Source organism: Kitasatospora sp. NPDC059599, assembly GCF_042735125.1.
GTDB lineage: Bacteria > Actinomycetota > Actinomycetes > Streptomycetales > Streptomycetaceae > Kitasatospora.
Genome location: NZ_JBHWCL010000077.1, coordinates 16,180 through 33,967 on the forward strand (window position 1 = coordinate 16,180; position 17,788 = coordinate 33,967).

Consider the following 17,788-nt stretch of genomic DNA (forward strand, 5'->3'; position numbering starts at 1 on the left):
CGGCGGCACCCCCGCCGCACTGCCGTCCCGGCGACGCGCCGCGCGGGGCGCGTCCTGCTACTGCGGCAGCAGGGCTGCCCCCGGCACCGGCCCGTACGTCGCGTGGGCCGTCCGGCAGGTGCCGGAGGCGCGCAGGGCTTCGGCGACGGCGGCGGCCGCGTCGGCGTCCTTGGTGAGGAAGGCGCAGGTGGGTCCGGAGCCGGAGACGAGTGCCCCGAGCGCGCCTGCTTCGGTGCCGGCCCGCAGGGTGTCCGCGAGCGAGGGGCGCAGCGAGAGCGCGGCGGGCTGGAGGTCGTTGGCGAGCGCGTCGGCGAGGGCGACGGCGTCGCCTTCGGCGAGGGCGGCGAGCAGCGCCTGGTCGGCGTCGGGGGTGGGGACGTCGGTGTCGCCGGAGCCGGTGCCGGCCTGCTCGCGCAGCCTGTCGCACTCGCGGAAGACGGCGGGGGTGGACAGGCCGCCGTCGGCGACGGCGAAGACCCAGTGGAAGGTGCCCTCGACGGCCAGCGGTTCCAGGATCTCGCCCCGGCCGCGACCGAGCGCGACTCCGCCGAGGAGGGCGAACGGCACGTCCGAGCCCAGTTCCGCGGCGAGTTCGAGCAGGGTGTCGAGCGGGGTGTCCAGCTGCCACAGCGCGTCGCAGGCGACGAGGGCGGCCGCACCGTCGGCGCTGCCGCCGGCCATGCCGCCGGCCACCGGAATGGCCTTGGCGATGTGCAGGTGCACGCCGGGGGCGGCGATGCCGTGGTGGGCGGCGAGGAGCCGGGCGGCGCGGGCGGCGAGGTTGCTGTCGTCCAGCGGGACGGCGGCGGCGTCCGGTCCGGAGCAGGTCAGGGTGACGCCTTCCGCGGGGGTGGCGGCGACCTCGTCCCCGAGGGCGACGGCGAAGAACACGTTGGCCAGGTCGTGGAAGCCGTCGGCGCGCAGTCCGCCGACCCCCAGCTGGACGTTGACCTTCGCGGGCACCCGTACGGTGATCACTCGCTGTCCTTCGCGGTCTCGTCCTCCGCCGACCGGTCCGTCGCGGTCTCGTCCTTCGCCGCCCGGTACCTCGCCGACTGCTCCTTCGCCGACCCGTCCTTCGCAGTCCCGTCCTTCGCCGACCCGTCCTTCGCAGTCCCGTCCTTCGCCGGCTTGTGCTCGGCGATCGCCGCGAACTGCTCGACCGTCAGCATCTCGCCGCGCAGCTTGTGGTCGATCCCGGCGGCGGCGAGCGCCTGCTCGGCCGCGGCGGGGGAGCCGGCCCAGCCGGCCAGTGCGGCGCGCAGGGTCTTGCGCCGCTGGGCGAACGCGGCGTCGACCACCGCGAACACCTCCTCGCGGCTGGCGCTGGTCTTCGGCGGCTCGCGGCGGATCAGCGAGACCAGCCCGGAGTCGACGTTGGGGGCGGGCCAGAACACGTTCCGGCCGATGGCGCCGGCCCGCTTCACGTCGGCGTACCAGTTGGCCTTGACCGAGGGGACGCCGTAGACCTTGTTGCCCGGCTTGGCGGCGAGCCGGTCGGCGACCTCGCTCTGCACCATGACGAGGGTCCGCTCGATGGTGGGGAAGGTCGCCAGCATGTGCAGCAGGACGGGCACGGCCACGTTGTACGGGAGGTTGGCGACGAGCGCGGTGGGGGCGGGCCCGGGCAGCTCGGTGACCTCCATGGCGTCGCTGAACACCAGGTCGAAGGCGTCCGCCTTGGCCGGCATCCGGCCCGCGACGGTGTCCGGCAGGTGCTGTGCCAGCACCGGGTCGATCTCGACCGCCGTGACGTGCCGCGCCACCTCCAGCAGCGCGAGGGTGAGCGAGCCGAGCCCCGGCCCGACCTCCACCACCGCGTCCTGCTCCGTCACGTCGGCGGCCCGGACGATCCGCCGCACGGTGTTGCCGTCGATGACGAAGTTCTGCCCGCGCTGCTTGGTCGGCTTCACGCCGAACGCGGCCGCCAGTTCCCGGATGTCGGCGGCGCCCAGCAGGTGGCTGTCAGGGGTGGGGTCGGTGGTGCTCACGCGCCAAGGATACGGGCGCGGGGGTCGCCGTCCGGACGCGTCGACCCGGACAGCGGCTCCCGGCACCGCCCCGGACGACGCACCGGCCGCCCCTCGCTCCCCGACCGGACCTGAGCGAACCCGACCCGACCCGACCCGACTTAACCGAACCCGACCGGACCCAACCCGACCGGACTTAACCGAACCCGACCCGACCGGACCCGACCGACCCCGGTCAGTACCCGAAGGCCCGCGCCGTGTTCTCCGCGACGGCCGCCGACAGCTCGTCCTCGTGCAGCCCCAGCGTGGCGGCCATCGAGCGCACCGTGACCGGGATCAGGTACGGGGCGTTGGGCCGGCCGCGGTAGGGGTGCGGGGTGAGGAAGGGGGCGTCGGTCTCGACCAGGATCCGGTCGAGCGGGGTGGCGAGCAGCGCGTCCCGCAGCGGCTGGTTGGCCTTGAAGGTGACCGGGCCGGCGAAGGAGAGGTACCAGCCGTGCTCGGCGCAGGTCTTGGCCATCTCGGCGTCGCCGGAGTAGCAGTGGAAGACGGTCCGTTCCGGGGCGCCTTCCGCGAGCAGGACGTCGATGACGTCCTGGTGGGCGTCCCGGTCGTGGATGACGAGGGCTTTGCCGTGCCGCTTGGCCATGTCGATGTGGCGGCGGAACGATTCCTTCTGGATCTCCACGCCCTCGGGCCCGGTGCGGAAGTAGTCGAGGCCGGTCTCGCCGACCGCCCGGACCTGGGGCAGGGCGGCGAGCCGGTCGATCTCGGCGAGCGCCTCGTCGAGGGCGGCGGCGCCGCCGGCGGTGCGCTGCTGCCCGGACCAGCCGTCCGCGTCGCCGAGGAAGATCCGCGGCGCCTCGTTGGGGTGCAGGGCGACGGCCGCGTGCACCTGTTCGTACTGGGCCGCCAGTTCGGCGGCCCAGCGCGAGCCGGGCACGTCGCAGCCCACCTGGACCACCGTGGTGACCCCGACCGAGGCGGCGCGGGCCAGGCCTTCGGCCGGGGTGCCGGACTGCATGTCGAGGTGGGTGTGCGAGTCGGCCACCGCCACGGCCAGGGGTTCCGGCAGCGGCGGCGGGGTCGACCGGTCGTCGTCCTTGGCGGCCACGTCAGGCGGCCGGCTTCTCTTCGAGGCGCGGGAAGAGGATCTCGCCCTTGGTGACGGTGGCGCCGGCGGGGAGCCGGCCCCAGTCGGCGGCGGTGGCGACGGTCTGCGCGGGGAGCGCGCCCAGTCCGGCGGCGTCGGCGCCCAGCGAGTCCCACAGCTTCTCGGCGGTGGACGGCATCACCGGGTTGAGCAGGACGGCGGTGGCGCGCAGCGACTCGGCGGCGGTGTAGAGGATGGTCGCGAGGCGCGCCCGGCCCTCCTCCGAGTCGTCCTTGGCGACCTTCCAGGGCTCCTGCTCGGTGATGTAGCCGTTGACCTGCTTGACGAACTCGAAGATCGCCGCGAGGCCGCCGGCGAAGTCCAGCTCCTCGCCGATCTTCCGGTCGGCGGTCGCGACGGCCTTGGTCAGCCCGTCGGCGACGGCCTGTTCGGCGTCGCCGGGGGCGGCGGAGGCCGGCAGCACCCCGCCGAAGTACTTGCCGACCATCGCGGCGACCCGGGAGGCCAGGTTGCCGAAGTCGTTGGCGAGTTCGGAGGTGTAGCGGGCGGTGAAGTCCTCCCAGGAGAACGAGCCGTCCGTGCCGAACGGGATCGCCCGCAGGAAGTAGTAGCGGTAGGCGTCCACGCCGAAGTGCGAGGTCAGGTCGGTGGGCGCGATGCCGGTCAGGTTGGACTTGGACATCTTCTCGCCGCCGACCATCAGCCAGCCGTTGGCCACGACGCGCTTGGGCAGCGGCAGTCCGGCGGCCATCAGCATGGCGGGCCAGATGACGGCGTGGAAGCGGAGGATGTCCTTGCCGACCAGGTGGACGGAGGCGGGCCACAGTTCGGCGAAGCGCTCCGGGTCGCTGCCGTAGCCGGCCGCGGTGATGTAGTTCTGCAGCGCGTCGACCCACACGTAGAGGACGTGCTTCTCGTCCCAGGGCAGCGGTACGCCCCAGTTGAAGGTGGAGCGGGAGATCGAGAGGTCCTGCAGGCCCTGCTCGACGAAGCGCAGCACCTCGTTGCGGGCGGACTCGGGGGCGATGAAGCCGGGGTTCTCGGCGTAGAACTCCAGCAGCTTCTCGCCGTAGGCCGACAGGCGGAAGAAGTAGTTCTCCTCCTCCAGCCACTCCACCGGCTTCTTGTGGATCGGGCAGAGCTTCTCGTCCTCGGCCGCGCCGTCGAGCAGCTCGTTGGGGAGCTTGTACTCCTCGCAGCCGACGCAGTAGGGGCCGGAGTAGCCGCCCTTGTAGATCTCGCCCTTGTCGTACAGGTCCTGGACGAACTCCTGCACGCGGTCGGTGTGGCGCTGCTGGGTGGTGCGGATGAAGTCGTCGTTGGCGATCTCCAGGTGCTCCCAGAGCGGCTTCCAGGCTTCCTCGACCAGCTTGTCGCACCACTCCTGCGGGCTGACGCCGTTCGCCTCGGCGGTCCGCATGATCTTCTGACCGTGCTCGTCGGTGCCGGTCAGGTACCACACCTTCTCGCCGCGCTGGCGGTGCCAGCGGGTGAGGACGTCGCCCGCCACGGTGGTGTACGCGTGGCCCAGGTGGGGGCGATCGTTGACGTAGTAGATCGGGGTGGAAACGTAGTACGCCGGGGCGCTCGCCCCGGTGGTGCTGTGGTCTGCAGTGGCCGCCATGGTCGGAAAGCTTAGTCGGGCACGCGCACCGCCCTCGACCGAGTTGTTCCCCGGCCGGGGGCGGTCCTTCCCGCGTCCTCGGTGTCAGCCCAGCAGCCGCGACCAGAACCGGGCCCAGCGTCCGCGCGGCTTGTCGGGCTCGGGCGCCGGGAGCGGCCCGGCCGGCTCGGCGTGCGCCGAGAAGCCGGGGGCGTGGTGCCAGGGCTGTTCGGCGGAGGACACCCGGCCCTCGCGCATGATCCGGACGGTGTGGCCACCGCACCCGGGGCAGGTCGGCTTGAGCAGCGGGGACGGCACCCGGACGCCGTTGGCGTGGTACTCGAAGACGACGTGCCCGTCCTTGGCCACGTGGTGCTCGATGTCGTACGCCTGCTCCCAGCCGTACCCGCAGCGCAGGCACGCGAAGGAGTAGGCCTCCCGTACGGTCTCGACGGGAGTGTGCCCGCGGCCGGCCAGGCCTGCGGTGCTCAGTGCGTTGCCACTGCGGGGGCTACCGACGATCTCGCTCATAGCCGTCTCCCAGCGCCCGCCGGGCGCTCGCCCGGCTGGGTCTTTCCCTTTCAGGAAATGCCCGGACCGCCTCGGCCGATGCCCCGCTTGTGAAGAATTGGATGCGGGTTGGGAAGCCCTATACGAAGGGCCTCCCAGGGACCGAAAACCGCGACCGAAACTTCAGCTCAGCGGGTGTTTACCGGGGCCTTCCCTCCAAGGTACGACTACCCGTGCGCAACGCAACCCCCGGAATTCACCCCTTTTTCGGAGCCGCGTCCAGGCCCTCCTTCTTGGCCGCCACGACGGCGTCGAAGACCTCCCGCTTGGGCAGCGAGAGCTCGGTCGCGACGGCCGCGATGGCCTCCTTGCGCCGCTCCCCCGCCTCCTCGCGCACGGCCACGAGCCGGGCCAGCTCGGCCGGGGTCAGCTCCTGCGGCGCGGCCGGCGGGGCTCCGGCGACGACGACGGTGATCTCGCCCCTGACGCCGTCGGCGGCCCAGGCCGCCAGTTCGCCGATCGGACCGCGCTTGACCTCCTCGTAGGTCTTGGTGAGCTCGCGGCAGACGGCGGCGGGACGTTCCGGTCCGAACGCCTCGGCCATCGCGGCCAGCGCCTCGGCGATGCGGTGCGGCGCCTCGAAGAAGACCATGGTGCGCGGTTCGGCGGCGACCGAGGCGAGCTGCCGGGCCCGGTCGCCGGTCTTGCGCGGCAGGAAGCCCTCGAAGGTGAAGCGGTCGACGGGCAGGCCGGACAGTGCGAGCGCGGTGAGCACCGCGGACGGCCCGGGCACCGCGGTGACCTTGACGCCGGCCTCGACGGCCGCGGCGACCAGCCGGTAGCCGGGGTCGGAGACCGAGGGCATGCCGGCGTCGGTGACCAGCAGCACCCGGGCGCCGCCGAGCAGCGCGTCGACCAGTTCGGGGGTGCGGCCGACTTCGTTGCCCTCGAAGTACGAGACGACCCGGCCGGCCGGGGTCACCCCGAGTGCCTGGGTGAGCCGGCGCAGCCGCCGGGTGTCCTCCGCCGCGATGACGTCCGCCGTGGCCAGTTCGTTGACCAGTCGGGGCGGGGCGTCCGAGACGTCGCCGATGGGGGTGCCTGCGAGAACGAGTACTCCTGTCACGGGCCCCATCCTTCCAGCTGCCGCCGCGCGGGGCTTTTGGTGACGATTCGGGCAGCTTCCGAGGGAGCGGACACGCGTACGAAGAGCGCCCCTACGATGTGGCGGATGAACGGCGACACGGCGGCGCAGACGCCCACGGGTACGGACCACTCCGCGCGGGGCGGCGTCGGTGTGCCGTCACCCCGCCCGGCGGGGTCCGCCGCACCCGCCGCCCCCGCCGTCCCCGCGGCCCCCACGTGGCGGGAGCGCCTGGCCGGCCACGGCTACCGCGCCCGCCCGACGGTGCCGCTGGCCGAGCGCCTGGTGCCGCCGATGCCTGACGGCCCCCGGGTGACCCCGCGCGACGTGCCGCAGTCGCCGCTGCTGCTGCGCCTGGGCTTCTCCCTGCCGCAGGGCCTGTGGGTCTTCCTGTGCCGCTGGGCGGGCTGGCTGGGCCCGGTCGCGGTGGCGGTGTTCGCCGGGATCCTGCGCTTCACGAACCTCGGCCAGCCGCACGCGATCATCTTCGACGAGACGTACTACGCGAAGGACGCCTACGCGCTCTGGCACGGCGGCTACGAGATCAGCTGGCCGGAGGACGCCAACACGACGATCATGACGCCCGGCGCGGCCGTCCCGTACCGGGCGGCGCCCTCGTACGTGGTCCATCCGCCGGTGGGCAAGTGGATCATCGGCGCGGGTGAGCAGCTGTTCGGCATGAACCCCTTCGGCTGGCGCTTCGCGGTGGCCCTGCTCGGCACCCTGTCGGTGCTGATGCTGGCCCGGATCGCCCGCCGGATGTTCCGCTCGACCCTGCTGGGCTGCGTGGCCGGCCTGCTGCTCTCGGTGGACGGCCTGCACCTGGTGCTCAGCCGGGCCGCGCTGCTGGACCTGGTGGTGATGTTCTGGATCGTCGCCGCCTTCGGCTTCCTGCTGCTGGACCGCGACCGCACCCGGGGGCTGCTCGCCGAACGGCTGGGCGGGGTGGCGGACCCGGAGCTCGCCCAGCGGCTGGGCCTGGGCTGGCGCCCGTACCGGATCGCGGCCGGCGTCTGCATCGGCCTGACCTGCGCCACCAAGTGGAGCGGCCTGTACGTGATGGCGGCGTTCGGCCTGATGTCCGTGCTCTGGGACGTCGGCGCCCGCCGCCTGGCCGGCGCCCCGCGCCCGTACCGTGCGGTGCTCGCCCGGGACGTGGCACCGGGCTTCGTCTCGCTCGTCGTGCTCCCGATCGCGGTCTACGTCGCGTCCTGGTGGGGCTGGTTCGCCAGCAGCAACGCCCCGGGGAAGGGCGGCTGGGGCCGGGACTGGGCGGTCGGCCGCTCCACCGACTTCCCGTGGATACCCGAGGGCCTGCGCGCCCTGTGGCACTACCACACGACGGTCTACGAGTTCCACACCCACCTGAGCGACCCGCACACCTACCAGTCCAACCCGTGGTCCTGGCTGGTGCTGGGCCGGCCGGTGTCCTTCTACTACGAGTCCCCCAAGCAGGGCCAGGCCGGCTGCACCGTCGCCGACTGCGCCCGCGAGGTGCTGGGCATCGGCACCCCGCTGCTCTGGTGGACGGCCGTGGTGGCCCTGGTCTACTGCCTGTGGCGCTGGGCGTTCCGGCGGGACTGGCGGGCCGGCGCGCTGCTGTGCGGCCTGGCCGCCGGCTACCTGCCCTGGTTCGCCTACCAGCAGCGGACGATCTTCCTGTTCTACGCGGTGGTCTTCGTCCCGTTCCTGGTGCTCGCGGTGACGATGCTGATCGGCGCCCTGATCGGCCCCGCCGACGCCTCCCGGGACCGCCGGATCATCGGCTCCGCGGCGGCCGGCCTGCTGGTGCTGCTGATCGTCTGGAACTTCCTGTTCTTCTTCCCGCTCTTCACCGGCCAGACCATCCCGCTGGACGACTGGCGCCGCCGGATGTGGTTCAACACCTGGATCTGACGGCCGGGTCCGCCGCCGGGTGCCCCGCCCGCGCTCCGGCGCACACCGCGTCCCCGCGTTTCGTCCGTATGCGGTGCACGACACGTACCAGATCCGTCACAAGTCCCGGGCGTTTCGTCGGCGCACCGATTCCGGCTGCCTAGGGTGGGGGCGTACCGCGTTTCCGGCCCCGGCCGGTTGCGCCCGGCCGCGAGACCCCTGGGGGAACTGCACCATGCGCAGTGGCGCGAAGATCGGCATCATCACCGGCGTGTCCATCGTCGTCCTCGCGGGCGGCGGCTACGCCGCGTACAGCCTGATGGGCGGCTCGGACTCCGGGTCCGGGGGCGCGAAGGCCCGCACGGTGGTCGCCGAGCCGCCCTCGGCCGACCAGGCGGCGGCCGGCGCGAAGGACTTCCTGGCGGCCTGGGCGGCCGGCGACATCGCCAAGGCGGCCTCGCTGACCGACGACCCGGCCGCCGCCACCACCGCGCTGACCGCGTTCAAGGACCAGGTGAAGCCGAGCGCGCTGACCCTCACCCCGACCGGTCCGACCACCCAGCAGGTCTTCTCCGCCGCCACCGGCACCCCGGCTCCGGCCAAGCCCACCGCCGGCGCCTCCGCGACGCCGTCGGCCGGCGCCCCGGGCGCCACCGACTCGCCGTCCGCCACCGCCGCGCCCGGGCCCACCGGCACGCTGATGAGCTTCAAGGCCCGTGCCGAGTTCGAGGGCACCAGCCGCGCCTGGGACTACCAGGGCTTCCTCGGCGTCGTGAAGATGAGCGACAACACCCCGGCCGTGCACTGGGCGCCGTCGGTGATCCACCCGCACCTGTCCGGCAACGAGACCATCGCCACCCAGCCGGTCTTCGCCCCGCCGTCCACCGTGGTCGACCGCAACGGCAAGCAGCTGCAGGCCGCCTCGCTCACCGCGGCGCTGATGAACAGCGTCCAGGAGAACTCCCAGAAGCTGCTCCCGCCGGACCCGACCAGGGACCAGGACGCGGGCAAGGCCGTGGTGATCAACGACCCGGCCGGCAAGGGCCCCTCGGACAAGCTGTTCACCATCGTCGAGCCCAAGCCCGGCAAGCCGTTCAAGGTGACCATCGACAACACCGTCCAGGCCGCCGCCGAGAAGGCGATGACCGACCTGGGCGGCAAGCCCGGCTCGGTCGTGGCGATCGAGCCGAGCACCGGCCAGGTGCTGGCCTTCGCCAACTCGCCCTCCATCGGTCAGAACCGGGCCTTCACCGGGCTGCTCGCGCCGGGCTCGACGATGAAGATCGTCACCTCGGCGGCGCTGCTGGAGGCCGGGATCAACCCGGACACCGTGGTGGCCTGCCCGGAGAAGAGCAGCAACGCGGTCGCGATCCCGAACGACTTCCCGGGCGCCTTCCCGAACAACACGCTCCAGCAGGACTTCATGGTGTCCTGCAACACGGCCTTCATCAACCAGGGCCTGACCAGCCTCAAGCCGGAGACGCTGTCCGGCACGGCCAAGGACGTGTTCGGCATCGGCCTGGAGTGGAAGACCGGCCTGCCGAACGCCGACGGCAAGATCCCGGCGACGCCGGGCAGCAAGGACGAGCAGGCCATGAACTACATCGGCCAGGGCAAGGTCCAGATGAACCCGCTGGCCATCGCCTCGATCACCGCCACCGTCCAGAGCGGGGCGTTCAAGCAGCCGATCCTGGTCGCCGGGCTGCCGCAGCAGGCCGCGGCCCGCCAGATCTCGCCGGACGTCGCCGGCAAGCTGCGCGCGATGATGAACGCCACCGCCGTCGGCGGCACGGCCAGCCAGGTGATGGCCGGGATCACCGACAACGCGGGCGCCAAGACCGGCTCCGCCGAGGTCCAGGGCGCGTCCACCACCAACAGCTGGTTCACCGCGTTCCGCGGCAACATCGCGGTGGCCGCCGAGGTCCAGGGCGGCGGCCACGGCGTCGACGCGGCCGGCCCGGCGGTGGCCGGCATCCTGAAGGCCGCCGCCGGCCGCTGAGGCCGTCCCCGGACGCCTCCCCGGCACCGGCCCGCCCGCTCACGGAGCCCGCTCAGCCTCGCGGCAGGGCGGGCTCCGGCACGTCCGGCACCAGGCCGGGCGGGGCCGGGCGCCGGCTGCTCCAGCGCCGGGCCGCCAGCCGGGGCCAGATCACCAGGACCACGGGCAGCGCCAGGTACCCGAACCGCCCGGCCGGGGCGAGCATGAAGGCGATCGCGAGCCCGGCAGCCAGCAGGTCGGCGGCGGCGATCGCGGAGACCGGCGGCCGGGCCAGCAGCCAGATCGCCACACCGATCAGGGCCACGGTCATCAGGGCGAGCGAGATGGTGTGCCCGGTCGGCCCGAACCCGGCCAGCACCTTGCCGGGCAGCGGGCTGCCCGCCGGGGTGCGGATCGCGGTCATCCCGAGCGGGAAGCGCACCACCTGCTCGCGCAGCGCGTCCGCCTGGGTCAGGACGGAGGGCAGGATCACCGCCACGCTCACCCCGGTCCCGATCAGCGCGGTGCGGGCGGCGGGCCGGCGGCCGTAGAGCCGCCAGAGCAGCAGGACGGCGACGGGCAGCGCGGGCCAGGCCGTCCATTTCAGGGTGCAGGCGAGGGCGAGCACCAGTCCGGCGCCGACGGTGCGGTCCCGCTCGGCGAGCGCCATGGCGAGGCAGCAGACGCCGATCAGCGGCAGGTCCACCCCGCCGACCACCAGGGCGAGCGCTATCAGCGGCGAGGCGGTGAGGACGGCCAGCGGAAGCAGCGGCGCGCGCGGGTCGCCGCCGGGGCGGGAGGGGCGCAGCAGCCGCCAGGCGGCCAGCAGGCAGACGAAGAAGGTCAGGGCGAACCAGATCCGGGCGTCCCCGGCGACCCTGGCGAAGGCGGTGGAGTCGCCGAGCAGCTGGCGCGGCAGCCCGAACAGGGCCATCGCCGGCAGGTACGGGTTGTAGTCGGTGACCACCACCGGGTGCGGCAGGTAGACGTCACCGGTGGTGAGCAGCAGGTGGGCCGAGCGTTCGACCACCATGACCTCGGACTGGTGGCGGCCGTGCAGGGCGAGCAGTCCGAGCGGCAGGAGCACGGCGCCGACGAGGGCCACCGCGGCGGCGGCACGGGCCGCGAAGCGGCGCGGCAGGGTCAGGCAGAGCAGTCCGGCCAGGGCGTAGGCGGGGGCCGCGATCAGGCCCCACTGCCGCTGGTTGGCCAGGTCGGAGACGAGCGGGAAGGCGGCGGCCCAGCCGGCCGCGATCAGGCAGCCGAGCAGTTGGACGGTCCGCATCGAGGCGAGACCGGCGAGCGTGGCGGGATTCAGCCGATCGGGCGTGGGCGGAAACGTGCTCTCGCCACGCTGGCGGGGGAACGGCCGGGTCGAGAAGCCTCTCGGGGGTCGTCCTGATCCGGACGACGTTTCGGTCGCGAAGGTCTGGGCCGGCGTTCTGCGGCGGCCGGTGAAGCGGCCGCGCGGGCGGGAGAAGCCGGGCGTGCGGGTGCTCACCATGGTGGAAGGTTATGGGTGCGGGCCCGGCCCTGTCGCCATGGCGTCGGGCACTGGGCGGGTGACGGCACGAAAAGGGCCGCCGGGTGTCCTGTCGGTCGGCGGCCCTTCACGTCGGATTCGCCTGGGGGTCAGTCGGCGGTGCGGTCGGCCGGAACGGCCTCCGGCTGCTCGGCCTGCTCCAGCCGCGAGTGCTTGACGCTGTAGCCGAAGTAGACGACCACGGCGACGGCGAGGGCGATCCCGCCGGCCCGGAAGGTGTCGGCGTGCAGGCCGGTGATCAGGTAGATGCAGAAGGCCACGCTGAGCAGCGGGACGACCGGGTAGCCGGGCACCCGGAAGCCGCGCGGCAGGTCGGGCTGGGTGCGGCGCAGCACGATCACGCCGATCGAGACCACCGAGAAGGCGATGAGGGTGCCGAGGCTGGTGATGTCGGCCAGGACGTTCAGCGGGACGAACGCGGCCAGCGCGCCCACGCCGACGCCGACCACGATGGTGTTCCAGATCGGGGTGCCGGTGCGCGGGGAGAGCTCGGCGAAGCGCTTGGGCAGCATGCCGTCGCGGCCCATCGAGTACAGGATGCGGGTCTGGCCGTAGATCACCACGAGGGTGATGCTGAAGATCGAGATGATCGCGCCGATCGCGAAGACCATCGCGGGCCAGGTCTGGCCGGTGATGTCCTGCAGGATCTGGGCGAGGCCGGCCTCCTGGCCGTCGAACTTGTTCCAGGGCTGGGCGCCGATGCCGGCGAGCGCGACCAGGATGTAGAGCAGGGTGACGACGACCAGCGAGATCATGATCGCCATCGGCAGGGTGCGGCGCGGGTTCTTGACCTCCTCACCGGCGGTGGACACGGCGTCCAGGCCGATGAAGGAGAAGAAGATGCTGGAGGCGGCGACCTGCACGCCGCCGATGCCGAGCGGCATGAACGGGGTCAGGTTGCCGGAGTGGAAGCCGGTCAGCGCGACGCCGACGAAGAGGATCAGGATGAGGATCTTGATCCCGACCATCACCGCGTTGACCTTGACCGACTCGCTCACGCCGCGGATCAGCAGGACGCAGACCATGGCGACCAGCAGCAGCGCCGGCAGGTTGAACCAGTGGGTGCCGTCGGGCGCGCCGGACAGTGCCTCGGGGATCTTGACCCCGAAGGCCAGGTCGAGGAACTTGTTCAGGTACTCCGCCCAGCTGACCGCGATCGCGGAGGCGGAGACGCCGTACTCCATCAGCAGGCAGATGCCGACGCCGAAGGCCACGCCCTCGCCGAGGGTGGCGTAGGCGTAGGAGTACGAGGAGCCGGAGACCGGGATCGCGGACGCCATCTCGGCGTAGCAGAGCGCGGTGAGTCCGGCGGTGATCGCGGCGATCACGAAGGACAGGATGACGGCCGGGCCGGCCGAGGGCACCGCGGTGTTCAGCACGAAGAAGATGCCGGTGCCGATGGTGGCGCCGATGCCGATCGAGGACAGCTGCCAGAGGCCGATCGAGCGGCGCAGGTGGATGCCGGAGCGGCCGCCCTCCTCGGGCGCGCCGGCCGGAAGGGCGTCACGCCCCTCGCTCTCCGCGATCAGGGTCGAGACGGGCTTGCGTCGCAGCAGACGCGCACCGAGGGTGTTGCTGGCCAAAACGGCGGTCCTTCTGGGCGGGGGAGGGTGTCCTGACGGCTGGTCGCCCGATCCCCCCGAGGGGGTGTCATTGTGGACCAACCGAACAAAGATGGGACAGTACCCGGCGAAAGCACCAGTGTCGCAAACGAACAGTCCGGGTACGCGCATTGTCCAAATCGGCACATATTGATGTACAAACCGGACACTTCGCAAACGGCGCATCGACCGTTGACCCGATAAAGCAGCAGCTCAGAGCGGTCACGGGGGTCATCGGCCGAGCGCCGCCCGCACCACCGAGCGGGCGAGCGGCGCAGCCGGGCCGCCACCCGGGCCGTCCGAGGCGTCACCGTCCGCCACCGCCACCGCCGCCACCAGCGCCGACCCCGCCCGCTCCGCTCCGCTCACTCCGGCCGCCGCCCCGCCAGCGCCGCGACGCCCGCGCAGCAGGCGGCCAGCAGCGCCACGGCGAGCAGCAGCTGCACCCACGGCACCGCGACCCGGCCCGTCCGGGCCGCCTCCACCAGGCCGCGCACCGCCGCGTTGGCCGGCGAGACCGGCACCACCAGCAGCAGCGTGGCCAGCGTCAGCGCCACCGGGATGCCGTACGGCCCGCGGACCAGCACCGGCCGGTCGGCCAGCGCCCCGGCCGACACCCCGAGCAGCGCGCAGACCACCGAAGCCAGCAGCCCGGCCAGCAGTGCCGAGCCGACCTCCGGCTGCGCCGTCGCGCCCCGGTTCGCCACCGGCCCGGCGGTCCACCACACCGCCAGCACCTGCCCGACCGCCAGCACCAGCGAGACCGTCAGCGCCGCCAGCAACGCGCCGAGGTGCACCCGGGCCGGCCCCGCCGCCGCGACCAGGCAGGCCCGCGAGGACGGCGGCTCCGCGGCCAGTGCGCCGCGGACGCACCAGGCGCTCACCGGCAGCAGCAGCCCCGCGCCGAGGCCGAGGCTGCCCAGCAGCGGGTCCCCCGCCTGCACCCCGATCACCAGCAGCAGCACGTACGTCAGGAAGGGCGGCAGCCACGCGTGCGAACGCAGCAGCAGCTCCAGGTGGTACCGCGCCAGCGGGCCGACCTGCCCCGTCACCGTTCCCCCTCGCTCGTCCCCGGCCCCGTCTCCCCGCACGCCCGCACCGCCAGCACCCGGACCGCCGGGCGGCCCAGCAGCAGCCGGCGCAGCAGCGCGTCCGAGTGCGCGGCCGGCACCGCCAGCCGCACCGCCGTCCCGGCCAGCGCGGTGCGCTCCGGCGCTCCCGGCAGCCGGTCCGGCAGCGGGGCGCCGTCCGGGACGTCCACCTCGACCTCCATCACCGGACCGCCCCGCGCCGGCACCGCCGTCGCGTCCTCGGCGGGCCGCAGCGCGCCGTCCGCGCCGACCAGGTACGCCGCGCTGGTGAGTCCCTCCAGCCGGGCCGGGTCGTGGTCGACGAACAGCACCGTGCCGCCCGTCGCCGCCCGTTCGGCGGCCGCTTCGTCCAGCACCGCCCGGGCCTGCGGGTCCAGGCCGGTCCAGGCCTCGTCCAGCAGCAGCACCCGGGCCTCGGCCATCAGCGCCTGGGCGACCGCGACCTTCTGGCAGGTGCCCTTGGACAACCGGCTCAGCGGGGTGCCCGCCCGGTCCGCGATGCCGAACCGGTCCAGCCACTCCCCCGCCCGCCGCCGTGCCCGATCCGCCGACAGGCCGTGCACCCGGCCGACCCGCACCAGGTACGAGACGACGTCGAACGGCAACGCCGGCGGGAAGCGTTCGGGTACGTACGCCGTCGGGCCGGGCCGTGCCACCCGGCCCGCGCTCGGCCGCTCGATCCCGGCGGCCAGCCGCAGCAGCGTCGACTTGCCGCTCCCGTTCGCCCCCGCGATCCGCACCAACTCCCCGGGGCCGGCGGACAGATCGACCCCGCGCAGGATCCACCGCCCGCCGCGCCCGTACCGCTTCCCGACCGCCGTCAGCTCCATGCGACCCCCGATCCGTCCACCGACCCAGAAGGCTATCCACCACGTGTAAGGCCGCCGTGAGCCCGGACTGCGCTGCCGTGAGCCGGAGTTCACGCCCGAGGTCGCGCCGGAGGTCGCACCGGTGTCGGTGGGTGCACGATCCGGTCCCGTTTCGCCATGGCGAACTGATGATCCCTAGGATCGGCCGGGTGACTACCGGACGACGACCACAGACCAGGCTCGGCAGCCTGCTGGGCGCCCTGGCGATAACGGGCGCCTCGCTGCTCCTCGGCCTGCCCGCCCACGCCGACGAACCATCAGCCGGCGCCCCCGCCCCCAAGGAGGCCCCCCGGGTCGACCTGATCCTGGACGTCAGCGGCTCCATGACCGCCACCGACATCCAGGGCAAGAGCCGCATCTCGGTGGCCCAGCAGTCGCTGAACGAGGTGATCGACGCGCTGCCCGCGGAGACCGAGTTCGGCATCCGCACCCTGGGCGCGACCTACCCCGGCAACGACAAGGTCCAGGGCTGCCAGGACACCAAGCAGCTGTTCCCGGTCGGCAAGACCAACAAGGTCGAGGCGAAGACCGCCGTCGCCACCCTGCGGCCCACCGGCTGGACCCCGATCGGCCTGGCCCTGCGCGGCGCCGCCCAGGACCTCGGCAAGGGCGAGACCACCCGCCGGGTGGTGCTGATCACCGACGGCGAGGACACCTGCACCCCGCCCGACCCCTGTGACGTCGCCCGCGAACTCGCCTCCCAGGGCATCCACCTGGTGGTCGACACCCTCGGCCTGGCCCACGACGACAAGACCCGCCAGCAGCTGCTCTGCATCGCCAACGCGACCGGCGGCACCTACACCGACGTGCGCACCCAGGAGCAGCTCACCGACAAGGTGAAGCAGCTGGTCGACCGCTCCAACGACACCTACACGGTGACGCCGGTCAAGACCTCCGGCACCGACAAGTGCGAGAGCGCCCCGGTGCTCGCCCCGGGCGTCTACACCGACCGCGAGAAGTTCTCCGAGCACCGCGTCTACAAGGTCCCGGTCAAGGCCGGCCAGGAGCTGCGTGCCTCGGTCAGCGTCGCGCTGGACCGCCCGGTGGCCCGGGACTACGGCGTCCTGCTGCAGGCCACCAGCGCCGCCGGCCAGGAGCTGGTCCGCGGCACCGACGCCGGCAGCAGCCGCACCGACGTGATCTCCACTGGCCTGCGCTGGTCCACCGCCGACTCCAAGGGCTACGTCACCGCGAGCCCGGGTTCCGCCTCGAAGGACCCGAAGGAGAAGCCGGAGACCGCCGTCTGCCTGGTCGTCAGCAACTCGCTGGCCCCGCAGGCCGGCGTGCAGGCCGACCCCGGCCTGCCGCTGGAGCTGACCGTGGACCTGGCCTCCTCCTCGCCCGCCCCCGAGGGCGCCGCGATGGGCCTCGGCCGCGGCTGGATCCTGCTGCTCACCCTCACCCTCGCCGGCCTGGTCTGCGGTCTGCTGTTCGGCTGGATCGCACGGTGGCGGATCGCCGTCTGGCGGGAGAACTGACCATGCGTACGATGATCCGCGGCGCCTTCGCCGCCCTCGCCCTGCTGCCCGCCCTCGCCCTGGGCGCGCCGGCCGCCTCGGCCGCGCCGTCCCCCTCGGCCAGCGCGAGCGGCACCCCGGCCCCGGCCACCAAGGCCGGCACCTCGTTCCTGACCGCGGTCAACCTCTCCCCCAACCAGGACGCCAACGTCGCCGTCTCCACCGGTGACTACCTGTACTGGGCGTTCGGCGCCTCCGAGGGGCAGACCCCGACGGTCAGCCTGAGCGTCAACCTGGCTCCCGCGAACGACCGGCACGGCCCGCAGACCTGGTCCGTCGAGGTCTTCGACGGGCTGCGCCGCCGCCAGGCCTGCACCGCGGGCACCCAGAACGCCACCGCCGACCAGGGCACCGCCACGCTGGCGCTCGACTGCACCCTGCGCGAGGTCCGCACCTGGGCCGAGCCGTGGTCCGGAGACCCGCTGCCCGGCACCTACTACGTGCGGCTGTCGGTCACCGACGTCCCGCAGCCGGACCTCGGCCTGGCCTCCTCCGTCCGGCTGCACGTCGCCGCCAAGGGCGACTCGGACAACGCCCAGCCGGAGGGCGGGGAGCTGAAGGCCCCGCTGGTCCCGCCGGCCGGCGGCGGCGCGAGCACCGCCAAGGCGGCCGCCCCGGTCGCGGAGGAGGAGCACTGGTACACCGGCTGGTTCTCCGGCTGGAACAGCCGCTGGTACTGGACGATCGGCGGCGGCTTCCTGGCCGCGCTGGCGGGCGTCCTCGGCTACCACCTGACCCGTCACCCGCACGGGCGGCGGCCCGGCCACCACGGCACCGTCCCGCCCCAGGGCTCGCACCACAGCGGCTCGTACGCCGACCGCCCCTGACGGGTCCCCGCACGGCGAGAGGGCCGGCCGGAGCGATGCTCCGGCCGGGCCCCGGCCCGGGGGGGCGGGGGGGGGGGGGGCCCCCCGAGGGGGGGGGGCCCCCCCCCGCCGCGGGCCCCGCCCCGGCCCCCCGGGGGGGCCCGCCC

Annotated in this window: 15 protein-coding genes; 4 read left to right on the top strand and 11 right to left on the bottom strand. The window is 73.5% G+C overall.

Annotated elements, in window-relative coordinates:
• Positions 1-57 precede the first annotated feature (57 nt).
• From ACFV04_RS25145 to rsmI, 6 genes are all read right to left on the bottom strand, one after another.
• Entirely contained in the window at positions 58-978 is a 921-nt protein-coding gene (locus tag ACFV04_RS25145) for a 4-(cytidine 5'-diphospho)-2-C-methyl-D-erythritol kinase (RefSeq protein ID WP_380532505.1), read from the bottom strand.
• Positions 975-1,991, bottom strand: a complete 1,017-nt coding sequence (gene rsmA / locus ACFV04_RS25150) for a 16S rRNA (adenine(1518)-N(6)/adenine(1519)-N(6))-dimethyltransferase RsmA (RefSeq protein ID WP_380532508.1) — start codon at positions 1,989-1,991, stop codon at positions 975-977. Before rsmA ends, ACFV04_RS25145 begins: the two co-directional genes overlap by 4 nt.
• A 214-nt stretch (positions 1,992-2,205) precedes the next feature.
• Positions 2,206-3,084 carry a TatD family hydrolase gene (locus ACFV04_RS25155; protein ID WP_360259278.1) on the bottom strand — a complete coding sequence of 293 codons (879 nt, stop codon included), beginning with the start codon at positions 3,082-3,084 and terminating at the stop codon, positions 2,206-2,208.
• Position 3,085: 1 nt separating this feature from the next.
• Complete coding sequence (gene metG, locus ACFV04_RS25160) at positions 3,086-4,708, bottom strand: methionine--tRNA ligase (RefSeq protein WP_380532511.1); 1,623 nt, start codon at positions 4,706-4,708, stop codon at positions 3,086-3,088.
• 84 nt (positions 4,709-4,792) lie between these two features.
• On the bottom strand, positions 4,793-5,218 hold the full coding sequence (locus tag ACFV04_RS25165) for a hypothetical protein (protein WP_380343285.1): 426 nt from the start codon (positions 5,216-5,218) through the stop codon (positions 4,793-4,795).
• Positions 5,219-5,453: 235 nt separating this feature from the next.
• Complete coding sequence (gene rsmI, locus ACFV04_RS25170) at positions 5,454-6,323, bottom strand: 16S rRNA (cytidine(1402)-2'-O)-methyltransferase (protein ID WP_380343282.1); 870 nt, start codon at positions 6,321-6,323, stop codon at positions 5,454-5,456.
• Positions 6,324-6,428: 105 nt separating this feature from the next.
• Between rsmI and ACFV04_RS25175 the strand changes: the two genes are divergently transcribed.
• Both ACFV04_RS25175 and ACFV04_RS25180 read left to right on the top strand, forming a co-directional pair.
• Positions 6,429-8,237: a dolichyl-phosphate-mannose--protein mannosyltransferase gene (locus ACFV04_RS25175; RefSeq protein WP_380532514.1), complete on the top strand. Its 1,809-nt coding sequence runs from the start codon at positions 6,429-6,431 to the stop codon at positions 8,235-8,237.
• 214 nt (positions 8,238-8,451) lie between these two features.
• A complete protein-coding gene (locus ACFV04_RS25180) occupies positions 8,452-10,215 on the top strand; it encodes a penicillin-binding transpeptidase domain-containing protein (protein ID WP_360259269.1) in 1,764 nt (587 codons plus the stop codon).
• Positions 10,216-10,267: 52 nt separating this feature from the next.
• Here the strand turns inward: ACFV04_RS25180 and ACFV04_RS25185 are convergent, their stop codons facing one another.
• The 5 genes from ACFV04_RS25185 to ACFV04_RS25205 form a co-directional block, all read right to left on the bottom strand.
• Positions 10,268-11,698, bottom strand: coding sequence for a glycosyltransferase family 87 protein (locus ACFV04_RS25185; protein WP_380343278.1), 1,431 nt, complete (start codon positions 11,696-11,698; stop codon positions 10,268-10,270).
• 128 nt (positions 11,699-11,826) lie between these two features.
• Positions 11,827-13,320 carry an amino acid permease gene (locus ACFV04_RS25190; protein ID WP_380343276.1) on the bottom strand — a complete coding sequence of 498 codons (1,494 nt, stop codon included), beginning with the start codon at positions 13,318-13,320 and terminating at the stop codon, positions 11,827-11,829.
• Between the two features lie 249 nt (positions 13,321-13,569).
• Positions 13,570-13,707 carry a hypothetical protein gene (locus ACFV04_RS25195; RefSeq protein WP_380532518.1) on the bottom strand — a complete coding sequence of 46 codons (138 nt, stop codon included), beginning with the start codon at positions 13,705-13,707 and terminating at the stop codon, positions 13,570-13,572.
• Positions 13,704-14,390: an ABC transporter gene (locus ACFV04_RS25200; protein WP_380532520.1), complete on the bottom strand. Its 687-nt coding sequence runs from the start codon at positions 14,388-14,390 to the stop codon at positions 13,704-13,706. Before ACFV04_RS25200 ends, ACFV04_RS25195 begins: the two co-directional genes overlap by 4 nt.
• Positions 14,387-15,259, bottom strand: coding sequence for an ATP-binding cassette domain-containing protein (locus ACFV04_RS25205; RefSeq protein WP_380532523.1), 873 nt, complete (start codon positions 15,257-15,259; stop codon positions 14,387-14,389). The genes ACFV04_RS25200 and ACFV04_RS25205 overlap by 4 nt, the downstream gene beginning before the upstream one ends.
• A gap of 188 nt (positions 15,260-15,447) precedes the next feature.
• On the opposite strand from ACFV04_RS25205, the gene ACFV04_RS25210 reads away from it, so the two are divergent.
• Both ACFV04_RS25210 and ACFV04_RS25215 read left to right on the top strand, forming a co-directional pair.
• The gene (locus tag ACFV04_RS25210; protein ID WP_380343264.1) at positions 15,448-16,776 is read left to right on the top strand and encodes a VWA domain-containing protein; all 1,329 of its coding nucleotides are present in this window, start codon (positions 15,448-15,450) and stop codon (positions 16,774-16,776) included.
• 2 nt (positions 16,777-16,778) lie between these two features.
• Positions 16,779-17,642, top strand: a complete 864-nt coding sequence (locus tag ACFV04_RS25215; RefSeq protein WP_380532526.1) for a peptidase — start codon at positions 16,779-16,781, stop codon at positions 17,640-17,642.
• Positions 17,643-17,788: the final 146 nt, after the last annotated feature.

What these genes read in the sequence shown, in the direction of transcription:
- metG (WP_380532511.1), bottom strand. Translation starts at nt 4,708, where the DNA reads ATGGCGGCCACTGCAGACCACAGCACCACCGGGGCGAGCGCCCCGGCG.
- ACFV04_RS25165 (WP_380343285.1), bottom strand. Translation starts at nt 5,218, where the DNA reads ATGAGCGAGATCGTCGGTAGCCCCCGCAGTGGCAACGCACTGAGCACC.
- ACFV04_RS25175 (WP_380532514.1), top strand. Translation starts at nt 6,429, where the DNA reads ATGAACGGCGACACGGCGGCGCAGACGCCCACGGGTACGGACCACTCC.
- ACFV04_RS25180 (WP_360259269.1), top strand. Translation starts at nt 8,452, where the DNA reads ATGCGCAGTGGCGCGAAGATCGGCATCATCACCGGCGTGTCCATCGTC.
- ACFV04_RS25185 (WP_380343278.1), bottom strand. Translation starts at nt 11,698, where the DNA reads ATGGTGAGCACCCGCACGCCCGGCTTCTCCCGCCCGCGCGGCCGCTTC.
- ACFV04_RS25205 (WP_380532523.1), bottom strand. Translation starts at nt 15,259, where the DNA reads ATGGAGCTGACGGCGGTCGGGAAGCGGTACGGGCGCGGCGGGCGGTGG.
- ACFV04_RS25215 (WP_380532526.1), top strand. Translation starts at nt 16,779, where the DNA reads ATGCGTACGATGATCCGCGGCGCCTTCGCCGCCCTCGCCCTGCTGCCC.